Origin of the sequence: Nostoc sp. (assembly GCF_036916655.1) — a bacterium.
Classification (GTDB): domain Bacteria; phylum Cyanobacteriota; class Cyanobacteriia; order Cyanobacteriales; family Nostocaceae; genus Nostoc.
Window position 1 is genome coordinate 128,387 of the sequence record NZ_JBALFY010000025.1, and the last position, 25,174, is coordinate 153,560.

Annotated in this window: 24 protein-coding genes; 7 read left to right on the forward strand and 17 right to left on the reverse strand. The window is 43.1% G+C overall.

Translation table 11 applies throughout. The features are described 5' to 3' along the window. Positions 1–35 precede the first annotated feature (35 nt). Together V7L31_RS07570 and V7L31_RS07575 are read left to right on the forward strand one after the other, a co-directional pair. The gene (locus V7L31_RS07570; RefSeq protein WP_334695674.1) at positions 36–194 is read left to right on the forward strand and encodes a hypothetical protein; all 159 of its coding nucleotides are present in this window, start codon (positions 36–38) and stop codon (positions 192–194) included. A 24-nt stretch (positions 195–218) separates the two neighbouring features. Next, on the forward strand, positions 219–2,651 hold the full coding sequence (locus tag V7L31_RS07575) for a hypothetical protein (RefSeq protein ID WP_334695675.1): 2,433 nt from the start codon (positions 219–221) through the stop codon (positions 2,649–2,651). A 125-nt stretch (positions 2,652–2,776) separates the two neighbouring features. Here V7L31_RS07575 and argC read toward each other — a convergent pair whose 3' ends face one another. The 3 genes from argC to V7L31_RS07590 all read right to left on the reverse strand — a co-directional run bounded on the left by argC (position 2,777) and on the right by V7L31_RS07590 (position 4,909). Continuing rightward, positions 2,777–3,751 (reverse strand): N-acetyl-gamma-glutamyl-phosphate reductase, encoded by a 975-nt coding sequence (argC, locus tag V7L31_RS07580; protein WP_334695676.1) that lies wholly within the window; start codon positions 3,749–3,751, stop codon positions 2,777–2,779. Positions 3,752–3,857: 106 nt separating this feature from the next. After that, positions 3,858–4,226 carry a pentapeptide repeat-containing protein gene (locus V7L31_RS07585; RefSeq protein ID WP_334695763.1) on the reverse strand — a complete coding sequence of 123 codons (369 nt, stop codon included), beginning with the start codon at positions 4,224–4,226 and terminating at the stop codon, positions 3,858–3,860. Between the two features lie 137 nt (positions 4,227–4,363). Continuing rightward, positions 4,364–4,909, reverse strand: coding sequence for a hypothetical protein (locus tag V7L31_RS07590; protein ID WP_334695677.1), 546 nt, complete (start codon positions 4,907–4,909; stop codon positions 4,364–4,366). 417 nt (positions 4,910–5,326) lie between these two features. On the opposite strand from V7L31_RS07590, the gene V7L31_RS07595 reads away from it, so the two are divergent. Continuing rightward, positions 5,327–6,427, forward strand: a complete 1,101-nt coding sequence (locus tag V7L31_RS07595; RefSeq protein ID WP_334695678.1) for a D-alanine--D-alanine ligase family protein — start codon at positions 5,327–5,329, stop codon at positions 6,425–6,427. 201 nt (positions 6,428–6,628) lie between these two features. Next, the gene (locus V7L31_RS07600) at positions 6,629–7,279 is read left to right on the forward strand and encodes a hypothetical protein (protein WP_334695679.1); all 651 of its coding nucleotides are present in this window, start codon (positions 6,629–6,631) and stop codon (positions 7,277–7,279) included. 861 nt (positions 7,280–8,140) lie between these two features. Here V7L31_RS07600 and V7L31_RS07605 read toward each other — a convergent pair. From V7L31_RS07605 to V7L31_RS07615, 3 genes are all read right to left on the reverse strand, one after another. Continuing rightward, a complete protein-coding gene (locus tag V7L31_RS07605; protein WP_334695680.1) occupies positions 8,141–9,073 on the reverse strand; it encodes an alpha/beta fold hydrolase in 933 nt (310 codons plus the stop codon). A 337-nt stretch (positions 9,074–9,410) separates the two neighbouring features. Next, complete coding sequence (locus V7L31_RS07610; protein ID WP_334695681.1) at positions 9,411–9,917, reverse strand: DUF4112 domain-containing protein; 507 nt, start codon at positions 9,915–9,917, stop codon at positions 9,411–9,413. An 88-nt stretch (positions 9,918–10,005) separates the two neighbouring features. Next, entirely contained in the window at positions 10,006–10,905 is a 900-nt protein-coding gene (locus V7L31_RS07615; RefSeq protein ID WP_334695682.1) for a YihY/virulence factor BrkB family protein, read from the reverse strand. Between V7L31_RS07615 and V7L31_RS07620 the strand changes: the two genes are divergently transcribed. Beyond that, positions 10,870–11,079 carry a hypothetical protein gene (locus tag V7L31_RS07620; protein WP_334695765.1) on the forward strand — a complete coding sequence of 70 codons (210 nt, stop codon included), beginning with the start codon at positions 10,870–10,872 and terminating at the stop codon, positions 11,077–11,079. The genes V7L31_RS07615 and V7L31_RS07620 overlap by 36 nt on opposite strands. A 34-nt stretch (positions 11,080–11,113) precedes the next feature. Here the strand turns inward: V7L31_RS07620 and groL are convergent, their stop codons facing one another. The 9 genes from groL to V7L31_RS07665 form a co-directional block, all read right to left on the reverse strand. Then, the gene (gene groL, locus V7L31_RS07625) at positions 11,114–12,754 is read right to left on the reverse strand and encodes a chaperonin GroEL (RefSeq protein ID WP_334695683.1); all 1,641 of its coding nucleotides are present in this window, start codon (positions 12,752–12,754) and stop codon (positions 11,114–11,116) included. A 104-nt stretch (positions 12,755–12,858) separates the two neighbouring features. Continuing rightward, positions 12,859–13,170, reverse strand: coding sequence for a co-chaperone GroES (gene groES / locus V7L31_RS07630; protein ID WP_179063948.1), 312 nt, complete (start codon positions 13,168–13,170; stop codon positions 12,859–12,861). A gap of 1,004 nt (positions 13,171–14,174) precedes the next feature. Next, entirely contained in the window at positions 14,175–14,903 is a 729-nt protein-coding gene (locus tag V7L31_RS07635) for a HEAT repeat domain-containing protein (protein ID WP_334695684.1), read from the reverse strand. Between the two features lie 169 nt (positions 14,904–15,072). Next, positions 15,073–15,918 carry a HEAT repeat domain-containing protein gene (locus V7L31_RS07640; RefSeq protein ID WP_334695685.1) on the reverse strand — a complete coding sequence of 282 codons (846 nt, stop codon included), beginning with the start codon at positions 15,916–15,918 and terminating at the stop codon, positions 15,073–15,075. Continuing rightward, positions 15,918–16,214 (reverse strand): phycobilisome linker polypeptide, encoded by a 297-nt coding sequence (locus V7L31_RS07645; RefSeq protein WP_334695686.1) that lies wholly within the window; start codon positions 16,212–16,214, stop codon positions 15,918–15,920. Before V7L31_RS07645 ends, V7L31_RS07640 begins: the two co-directional genes overlap by 1 nt. A 54-nt stretch (positions 16,215–16,268) precedes the next feature. Then, the gene (locus V7L31_RS07650) at positions 16,269–17,138 is read right to left on the reverse strand and encodes a phycobilisome linker polypeptide (protein WP_334695687.1); all 870 of its coding nucleotides are present in this window, start codon (positions 17,136–17,138) and stop codon (positions 16,269–16,271) included. A 149-nt stretch (positions 17,139–17,287) separates the two neighbouring features. After that, entirely contained in the window at positions 17,288–18,100 is an 813-nt protein-coding gene (locus V7L31_RS07655; protein ID WP_334695688.1) for a phycobilisome linker polypeptide, read from the reverse strand. A 603-nt stretch (positions 18,101–18,703) separates the two neighbouring features. Next, the gene (gene cpcA / locus V7L31_RS07660; protein WP_012411562.1) at positions 18,704–19,195 is read right to left on the reverse strand and encodes a phycocyanin subunit alpha; all 492 of its coding nucleotides are present in this window, start codon (positions 19,193–19,195) and stop codon (positions 18,704–18,706) included. 91 nt (positions 19,196–19,286) lie between these two features. Beyond that, complete coding sequence (locus V7L31_RS07665; protein WP_179063954.1) at positions 19,287–19,808, reverse strand: phycocyanin subunit beta; 522 nt, start codon at positions 19,806–19,808, stop codon at positions 19,287–19,289. Between the two features lie 818 nt (positions 19,809–20,626). Here V7L31_RS07665 and V7L31_RS07670 point away from each other — a divergent pair. Further along, positions 20,627–21,283, forward strand: a complete 657-nt coding sequence (locus tag V7L31_RS07670) for a class I SAM-dependent methyltransferase family protein (RefSeq protein WP_334695689.1) — start codon at positions 20,627–20,629, stop codon at positions 21,281–21,283. A 157-nt stretch (positions 21,284–21,440) separates the two neighbouring features. After that, complete coding sequence (locus V7L31_RS07675) at positions 21,441–22,535, forward strand: aliphatic sulfonate ABC transporter substrate-binding protein (RefSeq protein WP_334695690.1); 1,095 nt, start codon at positions 21,441–21,443, stop codon at positions 22,533–22,535. A gap of 276 nt (positions 22,536–22,811) precedes the next feature. Here the strand turns inward: V7L31_RS07675 and V7L31_RS07680 are convergent, their stop codons facing one another. After that, the gene (locus tag V7L31_RS07680) at positions 22,812–23,627 is read right to left on the reverse strand and encodes an alpha/beta fold hydrolase (protein ID WP_334695691.1); all 816 of its coding nucleotides are present in this window, start codon (positions 23,625–23,627) and stop codon (positions 22,812–22,814) included. A gap of 453 nt (positions 23,628–24,080) precedes the next feature. Then, positions 24,081–25,100: an adenosyl-hopene transferase HpnH gene (gene hpnH / locus V7L31_RS07685; RefSeq protein WP_334695692.1), complete on the reverse strand. Its 1,020-nt coding sequence runs from the start codon at positions 25,098–25,100 to the stop codon at positions 24,081–24,083. Positions 25,101–25,174 lie beyond the last annotated feature (74 nt).

Below are 25,174 nucleotides of genomic sequence, written 5' to 3' on the forward strand. Positions count from 1 at the left end.
TCGTCAATTTATAGCCAAGATTTATTAAATTTGAAATGAAATTTTTGTTTCACTATTTAAAAGCGATCGCCACACTCAATCTGAATACAAATGGTAGATTATCTAAGATTTTGGGCAAGCTAGAGACTGGAGATTTATTTGAGGTGAATCAGGCATCATTAATAATTAGGGTTAGGGTAATTAGCATTTTTTAAAGGTTATTTTATGGTGATTTACTAATGAAAAACTTAAGGCAAAATTTTCAGGCGTTGGGCTGGGGGCTGATGAGTGCAACATTAGTACTTCAACCTACATTAGTACAAGCTCAATATATCCAGAGATCGTTCTTAAATCCCGGCTTTGAGTCACCTGTTTTTGGTTCTGCTAATCAACAATGTTACGTCCAAGTGGATCAAAGCCTTATCCCTGGTTGGAGTACGACTCATGGCTCAGTAAAAGCCGGAACAGGTAATTGTACTGGTTATGTATCCCCCGGCTCAGTACCACTCATTGAGATTTGGACTTCAGGATTTCTTGGTGCTAGTACAGCAACCAATGCTGGGAATCAATTTGCGGAGTTAAATGCTGAACAAGCTTCTGAGTTGTATCAGAATATATGCCTAATTCAAAATGAGACGATCTCATTCTCTTTGTTACATCGTGGGCGTTCAAGTGCAACTACTGCTGATGTGGCGAATTTTCTCATTGGACTAAATACTAATCCAACATCAACTGTTTTTGGCAGATTCTCAACAACTAGCGATGGAACAGTTACAGCACAACCAGTAGCGCAGAATGGTGCAACTATTCCTACTGTAACTAACAATAACGCCGGAAATGGCTGGGTACGATACACTGGCACTGTTCCTTACACTGGTGCTTCTGCTAATCAACCTGTAGGATTTGCGGCTGTTTCGACGGCGGGTGGGGATAATACTGTAGGGAACTTCCTTGATGAAGTCCAATTTGCTGGTAAACCTGTGGTTGAGTTTACAGCAAGTTCAGGTGGTGCAGCAGAATCAGAAACTAACCCTACAACTAACCCCCCCAAACTCAGAATCGTTGGTTTAGTGCCAGCTGGAGGGATAAGCGTTCCTATCTCCGTGAGTGGTACAGCAACTTTGGGTACAGATTACAATACAACATCAGGCACATCCACCTTTAATATCACTATCCCTGCGGGAAACTACGATGGTAGTGATGCCACTAGTGTTTTTACCATTCCCTTTACTGTTATTAATAATAATGTTCCTCAAGGTGTGAGGACAATTATATTCACCATAGAAACTTCAACTAGTTTTTTCGCCAGTTCAACCACAACTTGTGGTGGTTCCCCAACAGTCGTCTCCAATTATACGATCTATGATGATGATTTCCTAAGCGGCAAGGTTTGGGATGATGCTGATAATAGCGCTAATAATACTTTTGCTAATATCAATACTGGCTCAGAAACAGGTACTAATGCAGGTGGGTTGTTAAATGCAATTCTGGTGGATGTAAATAATAAGGTTTTAAAAACAATACCTGTCGCAGCAGATGGTACTTACACTTTTCTCGATGTCCCCTTGAATCAAAGCAACGTTAAAATTATCTTAAGTACAACTGCTGGCACAGTGGGTAATACTGCACCTGCACCATCTCTACCCTCTAACTGGGTCAATACTAGCCCACTGACGACGGCTACTTTTGATACTGGCACAAACATCTCCAGTAAGGATTTTGGGATTGAACAGTTACCCGATACTAATAACGTCACTGCATCTCTGCAAACGAATCCAGGGGGAACCAATAAATCGCAAGTACCTACCCTATCAGCTACCGATCCTGAAGATGGTAACTTCAGTGTTGGCAAAAGTTTTAAGATTATTAGTCTGCCAACAAATGGGATACTTTATTACAACAACATAGCTGTGACAGCGAACCAAGTTATTAGTAATTATGACCCAACTCAGCTAACATTAGATCCAAATGATGGTGCGATAACGGTCACATTTACTGTGGCAGGTATAGATGCAGCAGGCAAAGAAGATCCTACACCCGCTACGGTAACCATGCCATTTACAACTAGTAAACCTAAGCTACTTTTAGTTAAACGGATCACACGCATCAATAACCAGGATTTAAACAATATTGTGGATGGTCGCAGTGACGTTTCTACCAGTGCTGCCAATTATGTATCACCCCTTTATGAGACTGATGATGATAGCGATAAACCTTGGCCAATTGGTTATTTGCGGGGATTGATTAATGCTGGGATAGTCAAACTAGGAGACGAATTAGAATATACTATATACTTTCTTTCTAATGGTCTGTCTAATGCTACTAATGTCCGCATTTGTGACTTAGTGCCTGGTAATGTTACTTTTATTCCTAATACTTTTAATGGGATGACTCCTAATGATGGCGGCTTGCCAGGAGCAGATCAAGGAATTGCCCTAGGTATTGGTTCTACTACACCTACGGCTTACCTAACTAATGTAGCGGATAACGATCGCGGGCGTTTTTATACAGCTAATGACTCAGCCACACCATCATACTGCGGTATTAACACCAATGGGGCAGTAGTGGTCAATATTACAGTCCCAAGTTTTCCCAGTCTGCCGGCTGCTACTGGATCTGGTACACCAGCTAATTCCTATGGTTTTGTGCGCTTCCGCGCTAAGGTGAAATAGCTTTAGCTACTGTTAACTGGGGTAATTAATTAACACTACTAATTAGAGAGACGCGATAAATCGCCGTCTCTACAAGTAATTTATCCATCAATTATTTGTTGACAGACTTCTACTTCATCGCCATTTCATGACAATCCCAACTCTTCTGGAAAACCGAGCATGATGTTTAGGTTTTGGACGGCGGCTCCTGATGCACCTTTACCCAGGTTATCAAGACGAGCAACTAACAACACTTCTTTGGTAGTGTCATTGGCAAATACAAAAACCTGAACAATATTAGTACCTTTTAGTGCGGTCGCATCTAGAAATGTTCCGTCTCGTAGTAGAGTAGAATCTTGGAATGGAGCAACCTGTACAAACTTTTCACTTTGGTAGTGGTTAGCGATCGCTTGATGAATAACTTCACCTGATGGCGGATTATCCAAAGTACCCAGAGGCAAAGGCACTTGTACTAGCATCCCCTGTTCAAAATCTCCCACTGCCGGTACGAATAGCGGCGGCGATGCTAACCCTGAGTAATGATGCATCTCTTTAACATGCTTATGCCCAAACTGCAAACCGTAGATGCCATAAGGATAGAGTGACTCTGCCCCGGCTTGCTGTTCATGGAAGCTATGATATTGTTTGATAAGATTCTTTCCGCCACCTGAGTAACCTGACACTGCATTCACGGTGACGGGAAAGTTACTATTTAGAAGTCCTTTAGCAATCAACGGACGGATACAGGCTAAAAATCCTGTAGGATAACAGCCTGGATTGCTGACAAACTGGGCGCTGGCGATTTTCTCTCGCTGTCCTGGATTTAGTTCAGGGAAGCCATATACCCAGTTTTTAGCCGTGCGATGGGCACTACTAGCATCCAGGATCTTAACCCTAGTATTACTGACTAAGCTAACAGCTTCGCGGGCCGCATCATCAGGCAAGCAGAGAATGACAACATCAACGGCATTGATTAGTTTGGCTCGTTCAGTTGCATCTCTATGTTTAGATGCCTCAATGCTAACTAACTCGATGTCATCCCGTTGGTTGAGACGCGAGTAAATCTGTAAGCCTGTGGTTCCCGATTCCCCATCAATGAAAATCTTCGGTTTGGTAGTCATGCGCTTCTGATATATGAGTGATATTTTGACTGATTAATACTTACTTGACCTCTGGTAAATGAATTATAGATGTTAATAGTTCACCAATTTAATGTCTCAATCCCCTTCACACCTTCTGCATTTTTCTACTGATGGGGTCAAAACCTTTAGAAAATCGTGTGCTTTCATCGTAGTAAGCGCCAGTCAGATTCGCTCCATACAACTTGGCATAATTGAGTTTGGCTCCCCGAAGATTTGCTTCATTCAGTTTGACACCGCTCAAATTAGCTCTAGTCAAGTTCGCATTGGCTAAGTTAGTTCTACTTAAATCTGCTCCCCAGAGTTTAGCTTTAGCTAGATTAGCTCCACTCAAGTCAGACCCCCATAAATTGATTCCAGGCAAATAGGCTCCAATTAACTTGTCTTTACTCAAGTTGACGGCTGTAAAATATCTTTCTCCTGCGGCAAAACGCCTTTTTAATTCTTCAGCATTCATCTGTGGCGTTGACCTCTCTTTATCTCTAAGATATTCTTCAGCTTCAGGTTCAGCAAAACAGCAAGCAAGGGAGAAGAGTTTTACCCTCAGCAAGAGCAGCACCCTGCTCCTCTGCCTCTTTTCAATGCCTTTTACATCTACTTAACGGGAATCAGTTCAAACTCGAAAGTACCGATCAAACGGTCATCAATATAGACTTCTATTCTATGCTTACCAACTGGATCGCCAGGAGCGATCGTCCAAAAATTTTCAATTATACCTTCTGGAGCCGATTGTGTACGCCGTGTTATGGATGTAGTGCCATCGGCTGATATTGAGAAGGCTTCACCGTTATCTGTACCCCAAGTTTCTGGAGGTTTTGGTAAACGTAAGACTTCGCGCCATTTCACTTCACCTCGGTAGTCTTTGAGTTTAATCCGCCATCCGTAGGTGTTTCCTTCCTGAAGTGGTACTCTTGTTGTCTGAAAAATGGTAACGTTCCCTTTGGAGTCAACTCTCTTCAGCCCAAACTCGGTGTTACTGACAACAATCTGTTTTACATTCGTTGGTACAGGAGATGATATAGCATTTTCTACCAAAACAGAAGTAGCGTTGATTGGCTCAGAACTGATGGCTCCAGATATTAGCCAAAAAGAAGCTAGCACAGCAGTAGTAGTCCAAATTCTCATTATTATGGTTTTCATGTCAGACTTTTGGTACTTATTCAAGTAATCTGCCATGTTTTCCGGGTCAAGGTTCCCTATGGTTGGGCAAAGATAAAATTATCGAACAGAATTCAGTAGTCAGGAGTCAGAATTCAGAATTAATTTTGACTGAAAAAGCGTATAGCACAGTGTGAGCGAGTATTTTCGAGTCGCGTCTTGATTCTGACCGGAGCTTCGGAGTCTCCGGCTCCGCTCCTGAATTCTGACTTCTGAATTCTTCTTCAATTTTAGGAATTGGGCAAATTGAACCAATCCAATCGCCTTGGGTAAGATCCATTGAATTTTGAATTTCGCCTTGCGGTACTAGTCTTAACAGTAAAAGAAATAAAAGAAAAAGATGGCAACTTTTGTAGGTTATGATACGCTATCTGCTGGAGAAGTGTCGAGGAACCGAAAATGACTAAGCTGCGCGTGGGGTTACTGTTTGGCGGTCGTTCGGGAGAACATGAAGTTTCAATCAACTCAGCACGGGCGATCGCTAAAGCCTTAAGTGCAGAGGAAAATGCTAACAAGTACGAAATCCTGCCTTTTTATATCCAAAAAAATGGTCGCTGGCTTGCAGGAGAAGCACCCGAAAAGGTTTTAGCAACCGGTAGTCCGCTACTGGAATCGGAAGAATCAACTTCTGAGGGAAATCTGACATCTAACCCGCAAGCCCAAACCCTAAGTAAGTGGCAATCTCCCTCTCAAGTTGCCCAAGTGGATGTTTGGTTTCCCATTCTCCACGGCCCCAATGGTGAAGACGGGACAATTCAAGGGTTACTTACTTTGATGCAGGTTCCCTTTGTGGGTTCTGGGGTGTTAGGTTCGGCAATGGGGATGGATAAAATTGCCATGAAAATTGCCTTTGAGCAAGCGGGACTACCACAGGTAAAATATAAGGCGATTACGAGAGCGCAGGTTTGGTCTAATCCTTGCGTATTTCCGAAACTTTGTGATGACATTGAGGCAGCATTAGGTTATCCTGCTTTTGTCAAGCCTGCGAATTTGGGTTCATCAGTGGGTATTGCGAAAGTGCGATCGCGCCAAGAATTAGAAGCAGCTTTAGATAGTGCTGCCAGTTACGATCGCCGATTAGTTGTAGAAGCTGGTGTTGTCGCCAGGGAAGTTGAGTGTGCCGTTTTAGGTAACGATCAACCCCAAGCCTCTATCGTTGGAGAGATTACTTATGACAGCGATTTTTATGATTATGAAACTAAATATACTGAAGGACGGGCAGATTTACTGATACCTGCACCGATTCCAGATGCGATCGCTCGTCAGGTTCAAGACATGGCTTTGCAGGCTTTTGCCGCTGTTGATGCTGCTGGGTTAGCAAGGGTAGATTTTTTCTATGTGGAAGCGACACAAGAAGTTTTAATTAACGAAATCAATACGTTGCCAGGCTTTACTGCAACTAGTATGTATCCTCAACTCTGGGCCCATAGTGGAGTTCCTTTTCCAGAATTAGTCGATCGGTTAATTCAACTTGCGATCGCTAGACATTCTTCTAGTTGATGGAAAAAATAAGCGAACTGATTTCAGATTATTACAGTGAAAAGTCACAATAAATACAGAATTTTGGCAAAAGTCAGCCAGATTTGGTAGCCTATATTTTACAAAAAAGCTACTTGAATCTACACTTTTGTTACGGATACCTGATGCTTGACTCCTCCAGTACAATTTATTGACTAGAGGGGTACAAATCTGAAAGTAATCATGGAAAAAAGTCAGAATGTACAGCGCGAGCCAACCCAACTAAGACGGGCTACTCCAGAGCTGACAAACAGGAAATCGAGATTAAGAAAAAGCTCGAATGTTCTGATCTATTTGGTTGTACATCATCCTTGGCTATTGCTAACTGGGTTTTTAGCCATGTTTATGGGAGGTGGTGCCTTTGCGCTGTATAGCTTAGGCAATGCCGGCCCGATAACACAGGAAGAACCAGAAAAAATCCCAGTTATAGTTGAAGAACCAATTAATGCGCCCTCTGAGAACACTAATCCTACACCTTTATGGATGGTGGCTGCGATCGCCCTCAGCTGTGGTAGTGGTTCCCTGTTCATTTTCCGAATGCTCAACCGGACAAAGCAATCGCAAAAAGTCCAAAAACAGGTTAACCGCCATCAGGCACGTTTGGCACAGAACCATTACCAAAAATTGGAACCACATCTTCCTAAGAACCAACCAATTTTTGTGCCACAGCCACAACTAATGCCCCTTATGCAGATGCAACCCAAAACAAAGCATCTGGTGACGGTTTTACCAGCAGAACACAAGCATCACCTCGATACGCCCACAGAACCTTTAGCAGACTTGATGGATCTTCGTAAAAATAGTTCATTGTCTGCAATTTTACGCCAGTATTAATACTACTGTAAAGTAAAACCCCGTTAAATTAACACTTTTTGCCAATTACTTGGCTGAGATTCCCGACTTATTTAAAAAGTCGGGAATCTTGTTATATACACATTATTTATTGTCATATAGAACAATACGCTTGGGTTAAGGGCTACTGGCAACAATTTTGGGTTTTCGAGACGCGATAAATCGCCGTCTCTACAAGTGTTTTGGGCTGATCTGAACTGTATTGCATTATATTTTTATTACCTGTTCCCTATTCCTCCATGAGTGATTCAGAAATCAAAGACGCTCGATAGCGCAGCGTAAAGCCTTCTCTTTCAGAGACGCTAACGCCAACGGCATGGCTTCGCTTAGAGCGACGCAGGAGCGTCTGACTCGCTATCGGATTGCTATAGCTGCTTCACAGCTTTTAAAAAGTTATATATGAGCAATTAGCAAATTTAAAAACCTGCCAAAATGGCAACCAGCTTTCGATTAACCAAGTTAAATTGTATAAAGATAAACGACTTCAAGGGTTTTGTTATCAGGGGCTACCACGTAAGCAAATTTATTTTTGTAAAACACTATTTACTAAGTGATTGGCAAACATAAAAAGCTATCTCTATCAATTATTTACAGAGTATTTTCTCAGCAAATAAATATCAATAATTAGGTTTAGCATTTGCTGCAACAGGAATATTAAATGCGTATGGGCGTTGTTGTTTAAGTACGCATTAGCCCCCAACTAACGGGCAACGTCTGTATAAATTCCTGTTCACTTCAGCAGCAAATGGCAGAGTGGGAGTTTGAAAGCTGACTGATATGCTTCCTCCCACTCTCTTTTTATGGAAACAGAATTCAGGTTGATTCTAAATTCTGAATTATTCTCTAAAAATTAGTATCACGTAAAAACTTAAGAATCGCTGCATTCAGTACTTCAAAAGCACCACTTGAGGCATCATGACAGCAGTTAGGCAAAATCTGTAATTTGGAATTGGGGATATGCTGATGCAATTTTTCACCATGACTAGGAGGAAACCAACTATCTTGCTCACCCCACAAAACTAGTGTAGGACACTTAATTGCACTCAGGTTATTTTGAATTTTGGTGAGCATATTTGGCTTATTTGCTTGCCAATTCTCAATTTCTTGCGCGGCTATTTGTAACTCTTCGGCAACTTTTGCAATTGTACCAGGCAATTCAATAAACGGGTAAGTGATCCAATAGACATCTTCTTGTGTCAGGATTGAGGGATCAAATAACACCCCACGTCTTTCTATTGCCATAATTTCTCTAAATAGAGGCGCAAACAGATATGCCATACGTAAGGAGTCAATTGTTTGCATTATTTCTAAAGGCGTTTGGGCTAGTAACCACATAGCCCAATGGGGTAGATATTCGCTAAAAACAGGTACGTTTACTACTATAAGCCGCCCGATTAATTGCGGATTTTCTTGAGCAAGGGCAAGGGCAACTAATCCCCCCAAAGATTCAGCCACAATTACTGCGGGTTCATCACATAATGCCTGAATAACTCTTTTAAACTCAATAACTTGATGCCCATTATGTTCTCTACGAAATAATGGTTTTTCTGAAAAACCAAAACCTTTAGCATCAAAACAAATTACCCGATAATATTTAGATAATGGTGCTATGCTGTGGCGCCAATTGTAGCTCCAACTCCCCATACCATGTAATAAAATTAGCGGTTTACCTTTACCTTTTTCGCCATAAGCAATTTGTATAGGATACCCTTTAGCATCAGTAATAATTAGATTTTGCCGCCCTTTAGGAAAAGTAGCTTGCCACCAATCTTTCATTCCGTTATCAATAAATAATTGGACATAATTGAACTAATTCTAGGGGTTTAAAATTATGCACAGATTAAGATTTTACGTTATTACAAGCGTTGACGTAAGTAGGTGGGTGAGAAAATTTATAACTATGTAATTGCGTACTCCTTTGGAGAATCCGTAGGGTACGTAACGTAGTGGAGTGTACCCCTACGGGGAAGCAAGCTACGCGTAGCGTCTCCTAGAGAAGCAATTGCAAGAAGGTTTTCACCGCTTTTACTTTTCGTTACATACATAGTTAGGTTTATTTGTGCCTACCTACTTAGCCTCTCAGCGAGAGCGTCATTACAAATTACGAATTATTTTAACCACCGGTGAAAGCGTTCCACAGGATTCTAATTAGGATCACAGGCAATGCTATTAAGACAATTGAGATTAGCAACAATCCCACTAAAACGGCAAAGATAAACCACCTGTCTGCACTCTTTTGCTCGCTGGGAAACTTTAAGTACTCTTCTAATAGCTTGATATTATTAGTGTTAGCTCTCCAGGCAAAATCAAAAAAGTCTCCCAAAACTGGAACAGTGCCTACTAAGCCATCAATAATCACATTTAAAACCATTTTACCTAAAGTGGCTCTAGATACACCCAGCCGCGCTGCTTCTAGGATGATGTAGCTAGAAAACATAACTCCCAAAAAATCACCACCAATCGGTATAAGTCCGATGATTGGATCTAAACCAAAACCAATCTTTGTACCAGGAATGGTAATAATATTATCCAGAAGCCGACTTAGCTGACGCAGGCGCTTTAAGGTGGGTGCTTTGGCATCAGGTTCAATCATCGAAAATCGAGGAGGAGAATCAGACATGAAGGCGATCGCTAGATTTGTATTGAATCGTTAGATATTTTACTCCCCTACTGATCTTTTGCAATCACTATTTTTAGGGATTTACTATTTAATATTTTTCTGGAGATTGCAACTGCCCTTTTAAGCGCATATCTTCGCCCACAGTTACGTTTAACTGATCGCCGATTAACAGCACAGCAGCGCTCATTGACAGCCAGAGCATTAAAACTATCACAGCCCCTACAGCACCATATACTTTATTATAATTGCCAAAATTCGCCACATACAACCGAAATAAGGCAGACAATATTGCCCAGAAAACAGCTGCTAAAATTGCTCCAGGCATCATTGGCGTGCCTGAGTTCCACTTGCTTGGGCCATAGCGATAGACGAAGCCAAAGGCGACAGCAACAATACTTAAAGCTAGAGGCCAGCGTAACAACTGCCAAAGATGTAATAAGAAGATTAAAGAAGCATTTTCATGTACTACTATTGCCAGCAGCCAATCACTGGTAAACACTAAGAAAGAAGCCAATACTAAAAGCAACATAGTCCCGACTGTTAATCCCAGAGAGACGAGTTTGGCTTTCCAAAAAGGACGTATGTTTTCTGGAGGAATTTGATGAATTTGGTCGAGGGCTGTCATCGCGGTATTCACCGCCCCAGAAGCAGCCCAAATTGCTAAGGCAAAGCTCAGAGAAAACAAACCACTGTTTTTGGAGTTGGTAATCTCTGTAATGGCAAAATCACGAATTAGATCCAAAGCTTGTTCGGGTAGAACTTGACTTAGTTCTACCGCCAGTTGTCTAAAGGTGGCTTGCAAAGATTCTGCCAATAAACCAATGGCTGTAATCAGAGCAAGAATTGCTGGAAACAGGGATAGCATCGCATTGAAGGCGATTTCCGAGGCAAGTCCCAAAAGTCGCCTTTCGATTGTCCTGGTAAAAGTTTTTTTGAGTGTGCCCCAATTGAGGTGGCGAAAGAAGCGGAAAAAACGAGACTTTGGCATAATCTAGAGTTAAAACTGGTTAGGTTTCTTAACTACTGTGCCAAATTTTGTGTAGCGATCGCATTGATCTTTTTACCGCAAGAATACGGGGTAGAAAATGAGGAAGATGAGGTAATATGCAATGAAACAAGAGGCGATCGTTATAATTTGGGACGATCGCCTCTTGAGATTTAGGCAAGACGCAAAAATTTTCGCCAGGGATTAACAATTAATAATCGAAGTCCCCACCCAAGCCGCCGCCACCAGGCCCAGCAGGAGCAGCATCTTTTGGTTCCGGCTTGTCAACTACAATCGCTTCAGTGGTCAGCACCATACCGGCAATTGACGCTGCATTCTGTACAGCCGAGCGTGTCACCTTGGCAGGGTCAACAATTCCAGCTTCAAACAAATCCACAAATTCGCCGGTGGTTGCATCATAGCCCACATTGAAGTCCTTCTCTTTCACGCGCTCCGCAATTACAGCACCGTTTTGACCTGCATTCTCGGCAATCCGCTTCAGAGGGGCACTCAGGGCGCGAGATACAATCAACGCTCCTGTTAACTCTTCATTCACTAGGGTAGATTTTGCCCAGCTTTCCAACTCAGGAGCTAGATGGGCTAGCGTCGTACCACCACCAGGAACGATGCCTTCTTCAACAGCAGCTTTTGTGGCGTTGATGGCATCTTCTAGACGTAGCTTGCGGTCTTTGAGTTCGGTTTCAGTGGCCGCACCAACTTTGATCACAGCAACCCCACCCGATAGCTTCGCCAAACGTTCTTGCAGCTTTTCCTTGTCGTAGGAAGATTCGGTTTCTTCGATTTGGCGGCGGATTTGCTCTACCCTGGCTTTAACGGCTGCTTCATTACCATCGGCAACGAGGGTTGTACTATCTTTGGTGATGGTGATTCGGCGAGCTTTACCGAGTTGATCAAGCTTGGTGGCATCTAGCCTCAAACCGGCATCTTCTGTAATCAATTGCCCACCTGTAAGAATGGCAATGTCTTCCAAAATAGCCTTACGGCGATCGCCAAAACCAGGAGCTTTCACAGCTGCTACATTCAGCACTCCGCGCAGCCGATTTACTACTAGGGTAGCCAGTGCCTCTTTCTCAATGTCTTCAGCCAGAATCAGCAATGGGCGACCTGCACGGGCAACCTGCTCTAGTACTGGTACTAAATCTTGTACCAGGGCAATTTTTTTATCTGTTATCAGTAGGAATGGCTCATCTAGCACTGCTTCCAACCGTTCGGCATCTGTGGCAAAATAGGGAGAAATATAACCCTTATCGAAGTTCAGCCCTTCTGTAACTTCTAGTTCGGTGGTGACTGACTTACCTTCTTCTAGAGAAATCACCCCTTCACGACCAACTTTATCTAATGCTTCTGCAATCAGCGCACCTACAGCTTCATCGTTGCCGGCAGAGATGGCAGCAACTTGAGCGATCGCTTTAGAGTCTTCTACGGGACGCGCGTGTTCTTTAATCTTGTTTACTAGAAAGCCTGTGGCTTTGTCGATACCACGCTTGAGTTCGATGGCATTAGCACCAGCAGCGACGTTCCGCAATCCTTCTTTGACAATGGCGTGAGCCAAAACGGTTGCAGTTGTAGTACCATCTCCGGCAGCATCATTGGTTTTGGAAGCGGCTTGCCGGATTAAGGCTACACCTGTGTTTTCAACGTGATCTTCTAGTTCAATTTCTTTAGCGATGGTTACACCGTCATTGACGATTTGAGGAGCGCCAAATTTCTTTTCCAAAACAACGTTACGGCCTTTCGGGCCAAGGGTGACAGCTACCGCCTCAGCAAGAATGTCAATTCCTCTTTCTAGAGCGCGACGAGCATTTTCGTTGTAAATGATGCGTTTTGCCATAGTAATTCCAGTTCCCTTTAATAGTTTGTAGGTTGAGCAGTTGCGACTGTCATTGGTTAGGGCAGCTTGTGGAGTAGCAATGACCAATAACTAATGGCAATCGACTATGAAACAATTGCCAGGATGTCTTTCTCAGACAACAGGACATATTCTTCTGTACCAAGCTTGATGTCGGTGCCTGCGTACTTGGAGTAGAGGACTTTATCGCCAACTGCAATATCGATCGCTTGACGAGTGCCATCATCGTTACGCTTACCAGAACCCACTGCCACAATTTCACCCACCTGCGGCTTTTCCTTGGCGCTATCAGGTAGAAAAATTCCACCCGCAGTTTTATCTTCTGACTCACTAACCTTGATGAAGACGCGATCGCCCAGAGGCTTGACAGTAGATACACTCAACGTTATAGCGGCCATACAAAATTCTCCAAATTAACTTTTTTCATGTGGACGAATGACTGTAATTAGGCGATCAATTGTTACTCAATGGCGAGTTACAGCTATTTTCAGGTCAATAGACCACACGGTAGGGGCACAGCATTACTGTGTCCTTACGACAGATACATGAAAACTGCTGTAAGTGATTAGGAGGACAGTTCATCATGCTTAGTGTTTCTCCAATCAAAAACTAGGGTGGATAGTTTTCTGATGAAACGAATCTAATGAACAGTGAAGCAGTCCAAGATTAAAATCCGGTAAGTCTATCGAAATACCGGATTTTGCTATGTTAAGTATCATGTCACATGGTCTTGTAAAAATCAAGCGGTTTGGAAGTGCTTGAGCTTAGTGAAGTCAGACGTTGTTTCAGGATTGGATTCGTATTTCGATTCTGGTAGTTCTTGCAGTTGCTAAATTGACGTGAGTTCGATAAACCTCTCCCTAGCCTTGAACTTTAGTTCAAGTCTCTCCCTCTCCGACTTGGAGAGGGACGATTTTGCGTAGTAAAACCAGGGAGAGGTCTTTTTTACGGCTATTATATGGACACTATATGATTCGTCGAACTCACGTTAAATTGGCATCTCTGCCAGGTTCGAGTATGTCTGTCACCAGATGAAATCTGCGATCGCTCCACTAAATTATTATTATCCCAACAGCTGTTTTCGGGGGAATGCTGTCATGGCTGATAGGTTGACCATAAACTAATGCGCTTGGGTTTTCGAGACGCGATAAATCGCCGTCTCTACAAGTGTTTTGGGCTTATGTAAAATTGATAAAATGTTGTTAAGACTGACTGTGCAGCAAATGCCTATTGTCATCAATCGCCAATCTCTCCTGGCATTGGTGGAACAAAAACTGATGCTAAAGAGGTTTTCTAGATAAGCTTGTATTCTCTGCAATTGGAATCGGCTAGAAATTTCTAGCCGATTGTAGAAGTCCCCAAGTACTCATAGCCTGGGGATTGTGAGAGAGTGATGTGTACTTCAACGTCTACCACCACCACGATGAGGTACTTCCGACACATCAGCATCTTCTAGCTTTCTTTTCGGTGCAAACACTTCTTGATGTTGCTGCTGTTGAATTTTTTGCTGTGCAAATTTGACGCGGGTGCGAACTCCCAAATCGGCATCGTTATCGAGTGTTTGCTGAAGTTGATTTGTAATTCGTGATGCTTGATCGGGTAAAGTGGTTGCTATAGCGATCGCTAATGTTTCTAAACTGGTCACTGCTGCATAGCGTACTACCCACTCTGGATCTTGAGAAATTAGTAATAGCGCCTCTAATACCTGAGTCTGAACAGATTCCACTTTCTCCGGCGGTAGTTGATGCCAGCGCAAAGTGCCTAATCCCCTAGCAGCTGCCCGCCGTACACTCAAGGAAAAATCGGTTTTTGCTGCCTCGAATAAAGTATCCAGTGCCCGAACATCGCCAATTCCTGCTAAGGCACGAATTGCCCAGGCTCTAGCACTGTAGTTGTAGTCATCAATTAGTTCCAATAGAGATGGGACTGCGGGTTCCCCGATCGCAATCAGTCCATCGACTGCCGCCACTGCCGCCCCTGGATTGTTGTAGCCCAAAGCTGCAATCAGAGTGGGAACAGATTCCTCTATACCAGCTGCCGCTAACTCCTGAACTGCGTCTAATAAGCGATCTGAGGAGTCTGCTTCTTCTACAGCACGGATCAATATTTGGGCAAGATCGCTGTTATTCATAATAATTTTTCATGGGTCATTAGGGATCAGCCAATTGTAGCTTAAGTTATCCGTAGTTGGCACTACACATAAACCCCCTAGCCCTGATTTTGCAGTTGGGTTGGGGGTTTACATCTGATCGGTATTTTTTTAAACGTATTAATAACAACTAATTCCTGGAAAATTATAACTACAACAGCGAGTCCATCAAATTCATCACTTTTATCGCACCATCTGACAAAGTGCTTATTGCTGTGTGGTTAACTTGATGTTCTAGTAATGCTTTCAGAGAAATTAGTTTCAGGCTATTTTCGGCAAGAGTCTCGGCGATCGCATCTGCGGCGGGTAGATATCCAATCGCTCCCAAATCTGCTAAAACTGCTCGACGCAATTGCAATTTCTCTCCCGCCAAAGCTTGTACCAACCGTTCTGCATAAACTGGCTCTTGGGTTAATTGATACATAGCTCGTGCGGCGGCATATTGCACCAATTCGATTGGATGCTCTAAAAATGGTTTTACCAAATGGGTGAATTCAGTCGCCCTCAAGGTTCCCAAGGCTTCTAATATGGCCTCGTAGGGTTGAGATAAATCAGGCTGCTTTGATATCAGCTGCTCACCATGCAAACCTACTTGTAATAAATTAATCAAGATGGGAATACAACCCGGATCGCCCAGCATTTCTAAGGATTGTGCTGCCGCTTCCCGCACATAAAAATCTGAGCAGTCTAAACACTTAATTAAAGGTGAGACTGCCTGGCGATCGCTTAGTTTTCCTAAGGCTCTAGCTGCGTTCCTTCGCAGAGGATATCCGCCTTCTGGTGTCCGATCGGCTTCATCTTCTAAAGCTTTAATTAATCCTGTAACCGCAGCTGTTTCAGATATCCGAAATCTACCCAACCACCAGGCAGCATAAAACCGCAGACCTAAATCTGCACTTTCTAGATTAGCGATCGCTTGCTCTACTGTTAAAGATTCACCATCGCCAGAGTTCCCTGTCGATGGTGAATCTTCAAATTTCTGCGGACTGGAATTCATTATGAAGATGGATGATCGCTTTGTTCGCTATCTGTTTTAGCTTCAGCGTTCAATGGCTGAATGCTGACTATTTTGCCACCCAAGCGAGTAATTCGCTGCATTTCTTGATTCATTCGGTTCTCTGGTACTGTGAAAAACACAGTGGCACTAGAACGAATGGGATAATTGGTTTTTTCAGTTTCTTCGCTTTGGCGCAGACCCACTACTTCATACCGAAAGTAGCGACTACTTGTTCTACTACTAATTTGTCCAACCATAAAATTAATTCCCAATTCTAAAATTGTCGTTATTGTCATTAGTCTTTTGTCTTTAATAATGACTAATGACTAATGACTATTGACTAAATGATACTAAAGTGGTTTCACACTAGCTATTTTACCACCTTGTTTTACCACTCTTTGGAAGTAACTAGATAGTTCTTCATAAGGTATGATCACCGCTTGATTAACACGGCGAGTGCTAGGATAGCCAGCACCGAAAACGCCTGCTACTTCAATGCGATAAAGTCTGCCTTCTTTGCCAAAAGTTCCCGCACCACCAAAAGTACTGTTGGGGGTAACGCCTTTTTCAGAAGCGACGTATGAAAAGCCGGAGGGGCCACCAGACGGAGGAACAACGATGGATGCGCTATTGCGACCTAGTTCGCTAGCAAGGCGAGAAGATTTGCCTTTGAGTTGGGACGTATCGCTACTGGCATAACCGCGATAAAGCTGGAATATCCGGCTAAATCCGACAGTTTTCTGCCCTGTTTGGGTTTTAAAGCCGCGATAGTAAGGCACTATATTTTCACCAAAGCTAGATTGATACTCTGGTGAATCAATATAAGAGTCAATGTCGGCTTCATATCCCTTGTTTTGATACAAGTCCAAGTGATAGACGACATCAGACTCATCATAAGGGGCACGACCCAACAAATGTTTGTAGTTGAGTTCGATGACGCGAGTTTGGAAGTTGTCGTAGAAAAATTTGGTTTTGTACAGTTCTGATTTAGCTAGTTGACGCACAAACTCTTGTACTGTACTTTTGCCATCGCGCAGGATGGATTCAGCACTTATGAGCCGGTCAGATGTCAAGATGTAGTTGTTGCCCAAAACTTGACGATAGACGGCAGCAATTACTCTCTCAATGTCTTCTTTGCTTGCATTTGGACGCAATTCGACAGGAGACTGATCGCTAAAAGGTTCTGTTCCCAGACGGGAAGCTGCTGTTGTAATAGCCATTGGTAATTTTTCCTTTGTAATTAATAATTGGGGACTGGGGATTAGGGATCGGGGATTGGGTACTGGGTATTAGGTATTGGTTATCCCCTTTATCCTCTTAGTCCCAATTCCTAGTCCCCAGTCCCCAGTCCCCAGTCCCCAGTCTCTATTTATACGGCTGTAATGCTAAGAACTCGGCTGCCCTTGCGATTCAACTGCTGCAATTTACTAGAAAGTTGCTCGTAGGGTACGATCAACTCCGCAGTCCCGCGCCTGACTACAGCTGAGTTTGGGGAAGCTGCTTGTAGCACTCTGATGCGGTATGTTTCGCCGCGACCACCTGTAGAGAGGCCAGTTAAGGCTCCAGCAGAAACGGGGTAAATGGGTGAAGCTAGATTCTTCGCCACTTCCCAGGTTAGCCGTCCTTGTTTTTGTCCTTGAGCGCGATCGCTATTGGCATAACCCCGATACAGTTGGAACAGTCGGCTATAGCCAACGTTTTTCTGTCCTACTTGACTCTTAAAGCCTCGATAGTAGGGGACAATATTTTCGCCAAAACTCTCTTGATATTCTAATGAGTCAATGTAGGAATTAATCTCAGCTTCGTAACCTTGTGAGTTATAAAGCTCAACATGGTAAGAAATCTCTGACTCATCTTGTGGGGCACGCCCCAATAAATGCTTATAATTCAACTCGATAAACCGAGTTTGGGAATTGGAGTGGAAAAACTTATCCCGATACAGTTCCGATTGAGCAATGGCTTGCACAAATCCCCGAACGGAGATTTCACCTTGCTGCAACAGTGATTCGGCGCTGACCAGACGCTCTACCTCAAGTAGATAGTCATTACCCAAAACCTGACGATAAGCCGCCCGGATAACCACTGCTACATCCGCTTCTGTTCTATCAGGACGTAGTTCTACTGGCGCTGAATCCTCAAACGCTCCAATCCCTAATCTTGCTGCTTGTCCCAAAGCTGCCATCTTTAAAACCTCCTCAGTTTTAACTGCAAAACTAAAAACTTTTTAGAAAAATTTTTTCTAGTCTTTTAACAGTCTTTTGAAATTGACACTCACTGCACCTTTAGGTACGGTGATTGTTAAAACATCGCTGCCTTAATATCCTGTTTTCACAGTTTCCCAGGCTCACTTTATGGATTCAGCATTCTCTAATCTGAGAAACTCCCAAACCCTGCACGTAGCTTGCTTCCCTCTAGGGTTATGCATACTCGCTACCGCTACGCTAGAGAAGATTGTACTGCCTCACCACATTTGCCACGAGGGCATAGTGATATCTCCTTACGTTATTTCGGGCGTATACTTTCCCCAGTTCAGGGGTAGGTTTTTAAATCTTGTACTGATAAAAATGTTGTGCCAATTGACGGTAGCTTAAAAGAGGCACTGAGTTGCGAACTTTCCCCAAAGTTGTAGCAAGTACCGCGCTACATCGGCAGCTTTCATCCCTGTCTAACTCTTTCTCCAGGGTATTCAGCTAGCGTTTCCTAAAAAACTGCCCGGAGAGGTAAACAACTCATAGAACTTACTTGTCATAAGAGCTGATTTCCTCTCCGGGCTAAAGAAATACTCTTAGCTTAGAGTATTGATTACATAGTCGATGTATGAATTTGCTTCAACAGCAGGATCGCCGCTTAAACCGTGGTTAGCTTTGATGTACTTGAGGGCTTCAATGTACCAGCTAGGAGACAGGTCAAAAGTCCGGTTGATTTCAGCCAAGCCAGAAATCAAGAAATCGTCCAAGGGGCCTGTACCACCAACAACTAAAGCGTAAGTGATAATCCGCAAGTAGTAGCCGACATCACGTACACACTTGCCTTTACCGCGTGCATCTGACGCGAAGTTAGGGCCTTGTTGTTGGGTGGTGTAAGGGAACTTGTTATATACTGCTTGAGCAGCACCTTCGGTCAAGCGTTGAGCGTTAGCGCTTAAAGCTTTTGCTGCTTGTAAGCTAGCTGGTGCTTGGCGGAAGCGACCAAAAGCAACTTGAATTTCGGTGCTGCTGAGATAACGACCTTGAGAATCAGCCGATGCGATCGCTTCAGTTAGAGGTGTTTTTGTCATTTTGGTATTTCCCTTTTACAAACGTTATGGTTGAAATTTTGTTTTGTCCTATGGACAATTATTTAGTCAACATCAGCAATGCAAGCTTTGCTTAAGCTACAGCAGCAGCAGCGCGATCGAAATAGCCAGCTATTTCAGATGCCAAAGCACTGCAATCGCCTCTGGTGATATTGTTTGTATCGTTGACAATTGCCAAAGAAGCTTGTTTGAGCTTCTGAATACCAACTGCAACTGAAGCTCCGGGAGTTCCCAATGCTAAGTAGGTTTCCCGTAAGCCGTTGAGGGCACGGTCATCTAGCACGCTAGAATCGCCAGCAAAGATTGCATAAGTGATGTAGCGGAGAATGATGTCCAAGTCTCTGATACAAGCAGCTGCACGACGGCTGGTATAAGCATTACCACCAGGAGTGATCAATTGGGGTTGTTCTGCCCACAAATCACGAGCCGCAGCAGCAACAAGAGCTGACGCATTGCTGGTAATACGGTTAACCGCATCTGCACGCTTGTTACCATCTTTTACTAGTTCGCTCAACGCATCCAATTGTGCATCAGAGAGATATTCGCCACGTGTATCAGCTTGGGATACTACTTTTGCAAATGCATCTAAAACCATTGCGTTAAATCTCCTAATTTGCTTGGTTAAGAATAATTTGGACTCAAAACTGAATGGTTCAGTTTATTTTTGATGTCAGCACTGCCTGACGAGTTACGAAAGGGTTAAAACAGACATCCAAGAAATAAGTTTACGATCTCCAGGCTTTCAGATTAAAACTTTTGTTAGAAAACTTCAAACTTCTATCAAGGACTGGAAAACCTGATTAAGATGTTGTTTTTTACTCTCAAGTTCTCTTTATACAATGCTGCCGCATCATTATTTATTACAAATTATTGTTATGTTTGTGAATTTTGTTTACATAACTTCATATCTTTGTCTCTGTCAGACTTTAATGAAATTTATTCTGAGAAATTCCTTAAGGAATGCTTAGGCGTAGCCTGCCGCAGGTATCGCGATTAGAATTATGTATTATTTACTACTTAAATGGCTTTTGGCAAAGGCACGCGTCATAAGTTTTTGTAACTGCTAGAAGTACGGAGCATTTAAGTCTTAAAAAATACAGCTTTAAAGCTTTGCTGTTCAGTATTCAAGTATGTAGCGTATTGTATTATATCTGTCGCATTTGCTCTAGCTCAGTATTTCTGTGAGTTTTTCTAGATTTGGAATACAACGCCGTCTAACTAAGAAGTTCTCAATTGTTAAATTGCAAGATTTACATACCAAAGAAAAAAGACTTGATTTTGGATGAATTTCCATGATAGTCTGCGTTCTATATATAAAATACGGTTTATTGATGTATTTACCGTAGTTAAGCTGTACAGTGTCTTTGTCACTTTGCTTTCCTCATAGTTAATGGAAACGAAAATCACCTCGTTATGGTAAAAAACTGGTTTGAATGGCACGATCTCTACAAGAACGAACCGAAATTGCAACAACGCCTGCAAATTGTGCAGGAATACATTGCCCATAGCTTGAATTTGTCCCAACCAGGGTTAATCCGTGTAGTTAGCGTTTGCGCGGGCGATGGACGAGATTTGCTAGGAACACTATCAAATCATCCACGAGCAAAAGATGTTTATGCCCGACTTGTAGAACTAAATCCCCAACTAGTTGAACGTGGACAAGAAACAATAGAATCGTTGGGTTTGACAAAACAAATTGAGTTTATCAATGGTGATGCAACTATTTCCTCAAACTATGTAGGAGCAGTACCAGCAGACATAGTGATTGTATGTGGTGTATTCGGCAATCTCGCAGATGAAACTGAACTTAATCGCTTACTAGCAAACCTGAGTTTTCTCAGCAAAAAAGGTGCTTTTGTAATTTGGACTCGTGGACACTCTCAAGGTATTGCTCACTCTGAAACTGTTCGTAAATTTTTCCGCGAACATGGATTTGAAGAAGTGGACTTCAAACTCACAGCAACAGGAGATATGGGAGTAGGTATTCATCGTTACTTGGGTGAAAGCTTGGCTGCACCCAAGGAGCAACAGTTTTTCGCCTTTACTGGTACTCCAAGTAAAGCCAGATAAAGAGTGCTGAGTTGAAAGACCGCCCACAATATGCGGGGCTTTTACCATAGTGCGAAAGTACTGAGTAATCTTCTTGTTACTCAGCACTCTTTTTATCGAGGCACTCAGGACTGAGTGTGGTAAATAATATCTCTAAAATTTTTTTGATACAAAACCTATGGCCGCTACAGTTAAGCCTCAGTATACAAATATATTTCGCCGTTTCAAGCGGCTTTTAGCACCTGGGTTGTTAACCTTGGCAACTTCGTTAACATTAGTTAGTTGCACAACCGAAGGGCAAAAAGCTCAAACCCCATCTGCTGCGACAAATGTATCTGAGACCAATGCCAATTCATCTGGAATCAAAGCTAAGGTACTCCGTATGGGGTATCAATCAGCAGGCGATTTGGTCAGATCGCAAAAAGTATTAGAAAAGCGTTTGGAACCTCTAGGGGTAAAGGTGGAGTGGGCACAATTTGTCCAAGGGCCACAACTAATGGAAGCGATGAATGTCGGCAAAATCGATTTAGGTTCCGTTGGGGAAACTCCGCCTATTTTCGCTCAAGCTGCTGGCGCTCAAATCGTTTATGTGGTTGGTTCTCGACGCACTCCAACCACGGGTAGAGCAAGTGTGATTGCTGTCCCGCCAAATTCTCCCATTAAGAGCGTCAAGGATCTCAAAGGACAAAAAATCGTCTTTCAAAAAGCTTCTGCATCTCACTATTTTGTCTTTAGAGCTTTGGAAGATGCGGGTTTAAAACCCAGCGATATTAAAATCTTGAGTATACCTACAGTAGAAGCTAGTAGTGCTTTTCTAGAAGGGAAAATTCCAGTTTGGGTAGCGGGCGATCCTTATCTAGCTTTGGCTGAAAAATCAAATAAGATCCGAGTAATTAAGACTGCTGTAGGACTTGATACCCCCGGTGGATACTATATTGGTGCAAGGCAGTTTGCGGTTGATAATCCAGGAATTCTGCGGATAGTGATTGAGGAGATTGACAAACTCCAGCGCTGGGCTGAGGCAAATCCCAAAGAAGTCGCAAAAATCATTGGGCCAATCCAAAAACTACCTCCTGACATTATGGAAAAGGTAGTTAGCCGCCGCAGTTATGGCTTGAGAGCCATTTCTCCAGAGTTAATTAAGGAACAACAGCGAGTTGCAGATTACTTTTATAAATATGGTGTGATTCCTAAACAGGTCAACATTCAGGAAGCTGTGTTGACACCTGAACAATATGCCGCAATTACTCCAGAATCTATTAGCCAAAAATAGTTTGAAGAAGGCAGCTATGGTGTAATACGGTTCATTTAAGGAAACTCAAAGAAATAAATTATCCAATATTGTCTGTGGGGTGGGCATCTTGCCCGCCATATAGCCTGGGCGGGCAAGATGCCCACCCCACAAGAGTTAATTGGATATTTTTTTGTCAGTCCCTAAGGGTTATTGGTGTAGATAATTGGTCTTTCAAGACGCGATAAATCGCGTCTCTACAACATCAGGGTTTTGGGATTAATGGGTTGAGAAACAAGACGAAATTCCTTTGTAAAATTACTCGAATTTATTTTGGAGAAAGGCGATAACGCGCTTGAATGCTTGGGGGTCTTGGTAAAGAAAGCGATGACCGCCTTGAAAGAACTCTAAATACGAACCTGGTATCTGTTTGTGTATCGCCTCAAGATTGGCAGGAGGAGATATGCCATCGTGATGACCGCCGCAGATATAGACTGGAAGATGCAGTTGAGAAAGTCGATTATGTGTATCGTGAGCAGCACGAGCCTCAAGCTGGCGACGACGGCCAATTTCACGACTTGGTTCGTCTACACCCTCTTGAGCAGCTGCTAGTGTCAGCTTCACTAAATCCTGAAATTGTGCAGTTCGGCTAGATAGCCAAGTTTCCTCTTGCCAACGGGTATCAGCAATTGTGATTTGCCGATGAGCCACTTCCTCAATTGGGAGGTTCACAAGTTCATGTAGTGGATATGATGAACCACCAGCGCCGCCACTACTAGTACAGGCTAAAACCAGACGTTCAACACGGTGTGGATAGCGCAGTGCTAGCTCTTGGGCTACCATACCCCCAAAGGAAATTCCGATCGCATGAGCGCTTTCCCAGCCGACTGCATTTAACAAAGAGTCTGCGTCGGCGGCGTAATCTGCTATGGTGTAGGGAATATCAGGTTTTGAAGTTTGACCGAGACCGCGCTGATCGTAAGCCAGAATCTCAAAGTGTGGGGCTAGCGGTGAGTCAAAAATAGTAGGCGATCGCCGCAAGTCTCCTCCAGTACCACTAATACTAAGTAGGCGTTGACCACTGCCGCAAATCTCATAATACATTTGCAAATCACGAACCGATACAAATGGCATGAGTATTTTTCCTGATTAATTTCGTAGAAGTCGATCGCAATATCTCTAAATAAGTATCCTCTTTTTATCCTCACTGGATGTTGTTGCATACATTCCAATGGAATCAGAACCTTTAAAGGGTGCATAGGCATAGCCATTGGTGTCAACTTAACGCGAAACCGCTTGTCCGCCGGGAATTGAAATTCCCGTCTCATAGCTAAAGTCATCTGAAGATGACTAAATATCGCCATATCACCAAAAATCTCCAGTCTACTTCAGTAGACTTAAACTATTAGCCCGAAAATTTATTTTTGAAGTAATAAGTAATGAGTAATGAGTATTACTTATTACTCATTACTCATTACTCATTACTCATTTATTTATTTCCGGGCGGGCATAGAAGCCAACAGTTAAGCTATTTCCAGCTTAAGTTGACACCAATGAGGCATAGCCCACCACACCCTTTAGTATTTACTAGTTTCTACCAAACACACTGCCAAGGGCACGCGCCATATTTTGCGGTTGCATTGCATCCATTGCGGCGGTGGGTTCGTAGCCGCAGTGAACCATACAATCGGCACACTTGGGATTACCACTCTTCTGGCCGTATTGACTCCAGTCAGTTTGGGCTAGTAATTCCTTGAAGGTAGAGTAATAACCTTCGTTTAGTAGATAGCAGGGTTTTTGCCAACCGAGAACGCTATAACTAGGGCTACCCCAAGGGGTGCATTCGTAGTCCTTATCACCAGTGAGAAAATCTAGGAATAACGGATTGTGATTGAAGTTCCAGTTTTTTTCACCACTTCTGTATGGAGCCAGAATTTGCCGGAAGAGGGCGCGGGTTTGTTCGCGGTGGAGAAAATGATCTTGATCCGGTGCCCACTCGTAACTGTAGCCGGGAGAAATCATCATCCCGTCAGTATTTAGGGTTTCCAGAAAGTCGAAGAACTCTTGCATATCTTTGGGTTCAGTACCTTCAAAGATCGTGGTGTTAGTGGTGACACGAAAGCCTTTGGCTTTAGCGGCGCGAATGGCTTTGACAGCAATATCAAAAACACCTTTGCGATCGACACACCGATCGTGTAACTCCCGCATTCCGTCTAAATGCACGCTGAAAGTTAGATAAGGGGAAGGTTGAAACTTATCTAGGCTCTTTTCTAACAACAAACCATTGGTACACAAGTAAATATATTTCTTGCGCTCAATTAATCCTTGGACAATCTCATCAATCTGGGGATGCAGCAGAGGTTCTCCGCCAGGAATTGAGACAACTGGTGCGCCGCATTCTTCCACTGCGGTAAAACATTGTTCTGGGGTGAGGTTTTGCTTTAAAATTTCCTTGGGATGCTGGATTTTACCACAACCTGTACAAGCGAGATTACACCGAAAAAGAGGTTCCAACATCAATACTAAGGGGAAGCGTTTACGTCCTTTCAAACGCTGCGTAACAAGATACTTCCCAATATCCATAGCTTGTTGTATGTTAACTGCCATTGTTGCGATCGCTCCTCTTTTAGAGATAAATACACCACAGTCATTGTCGGTCTGGGTACTTGTGCTACCCTAAC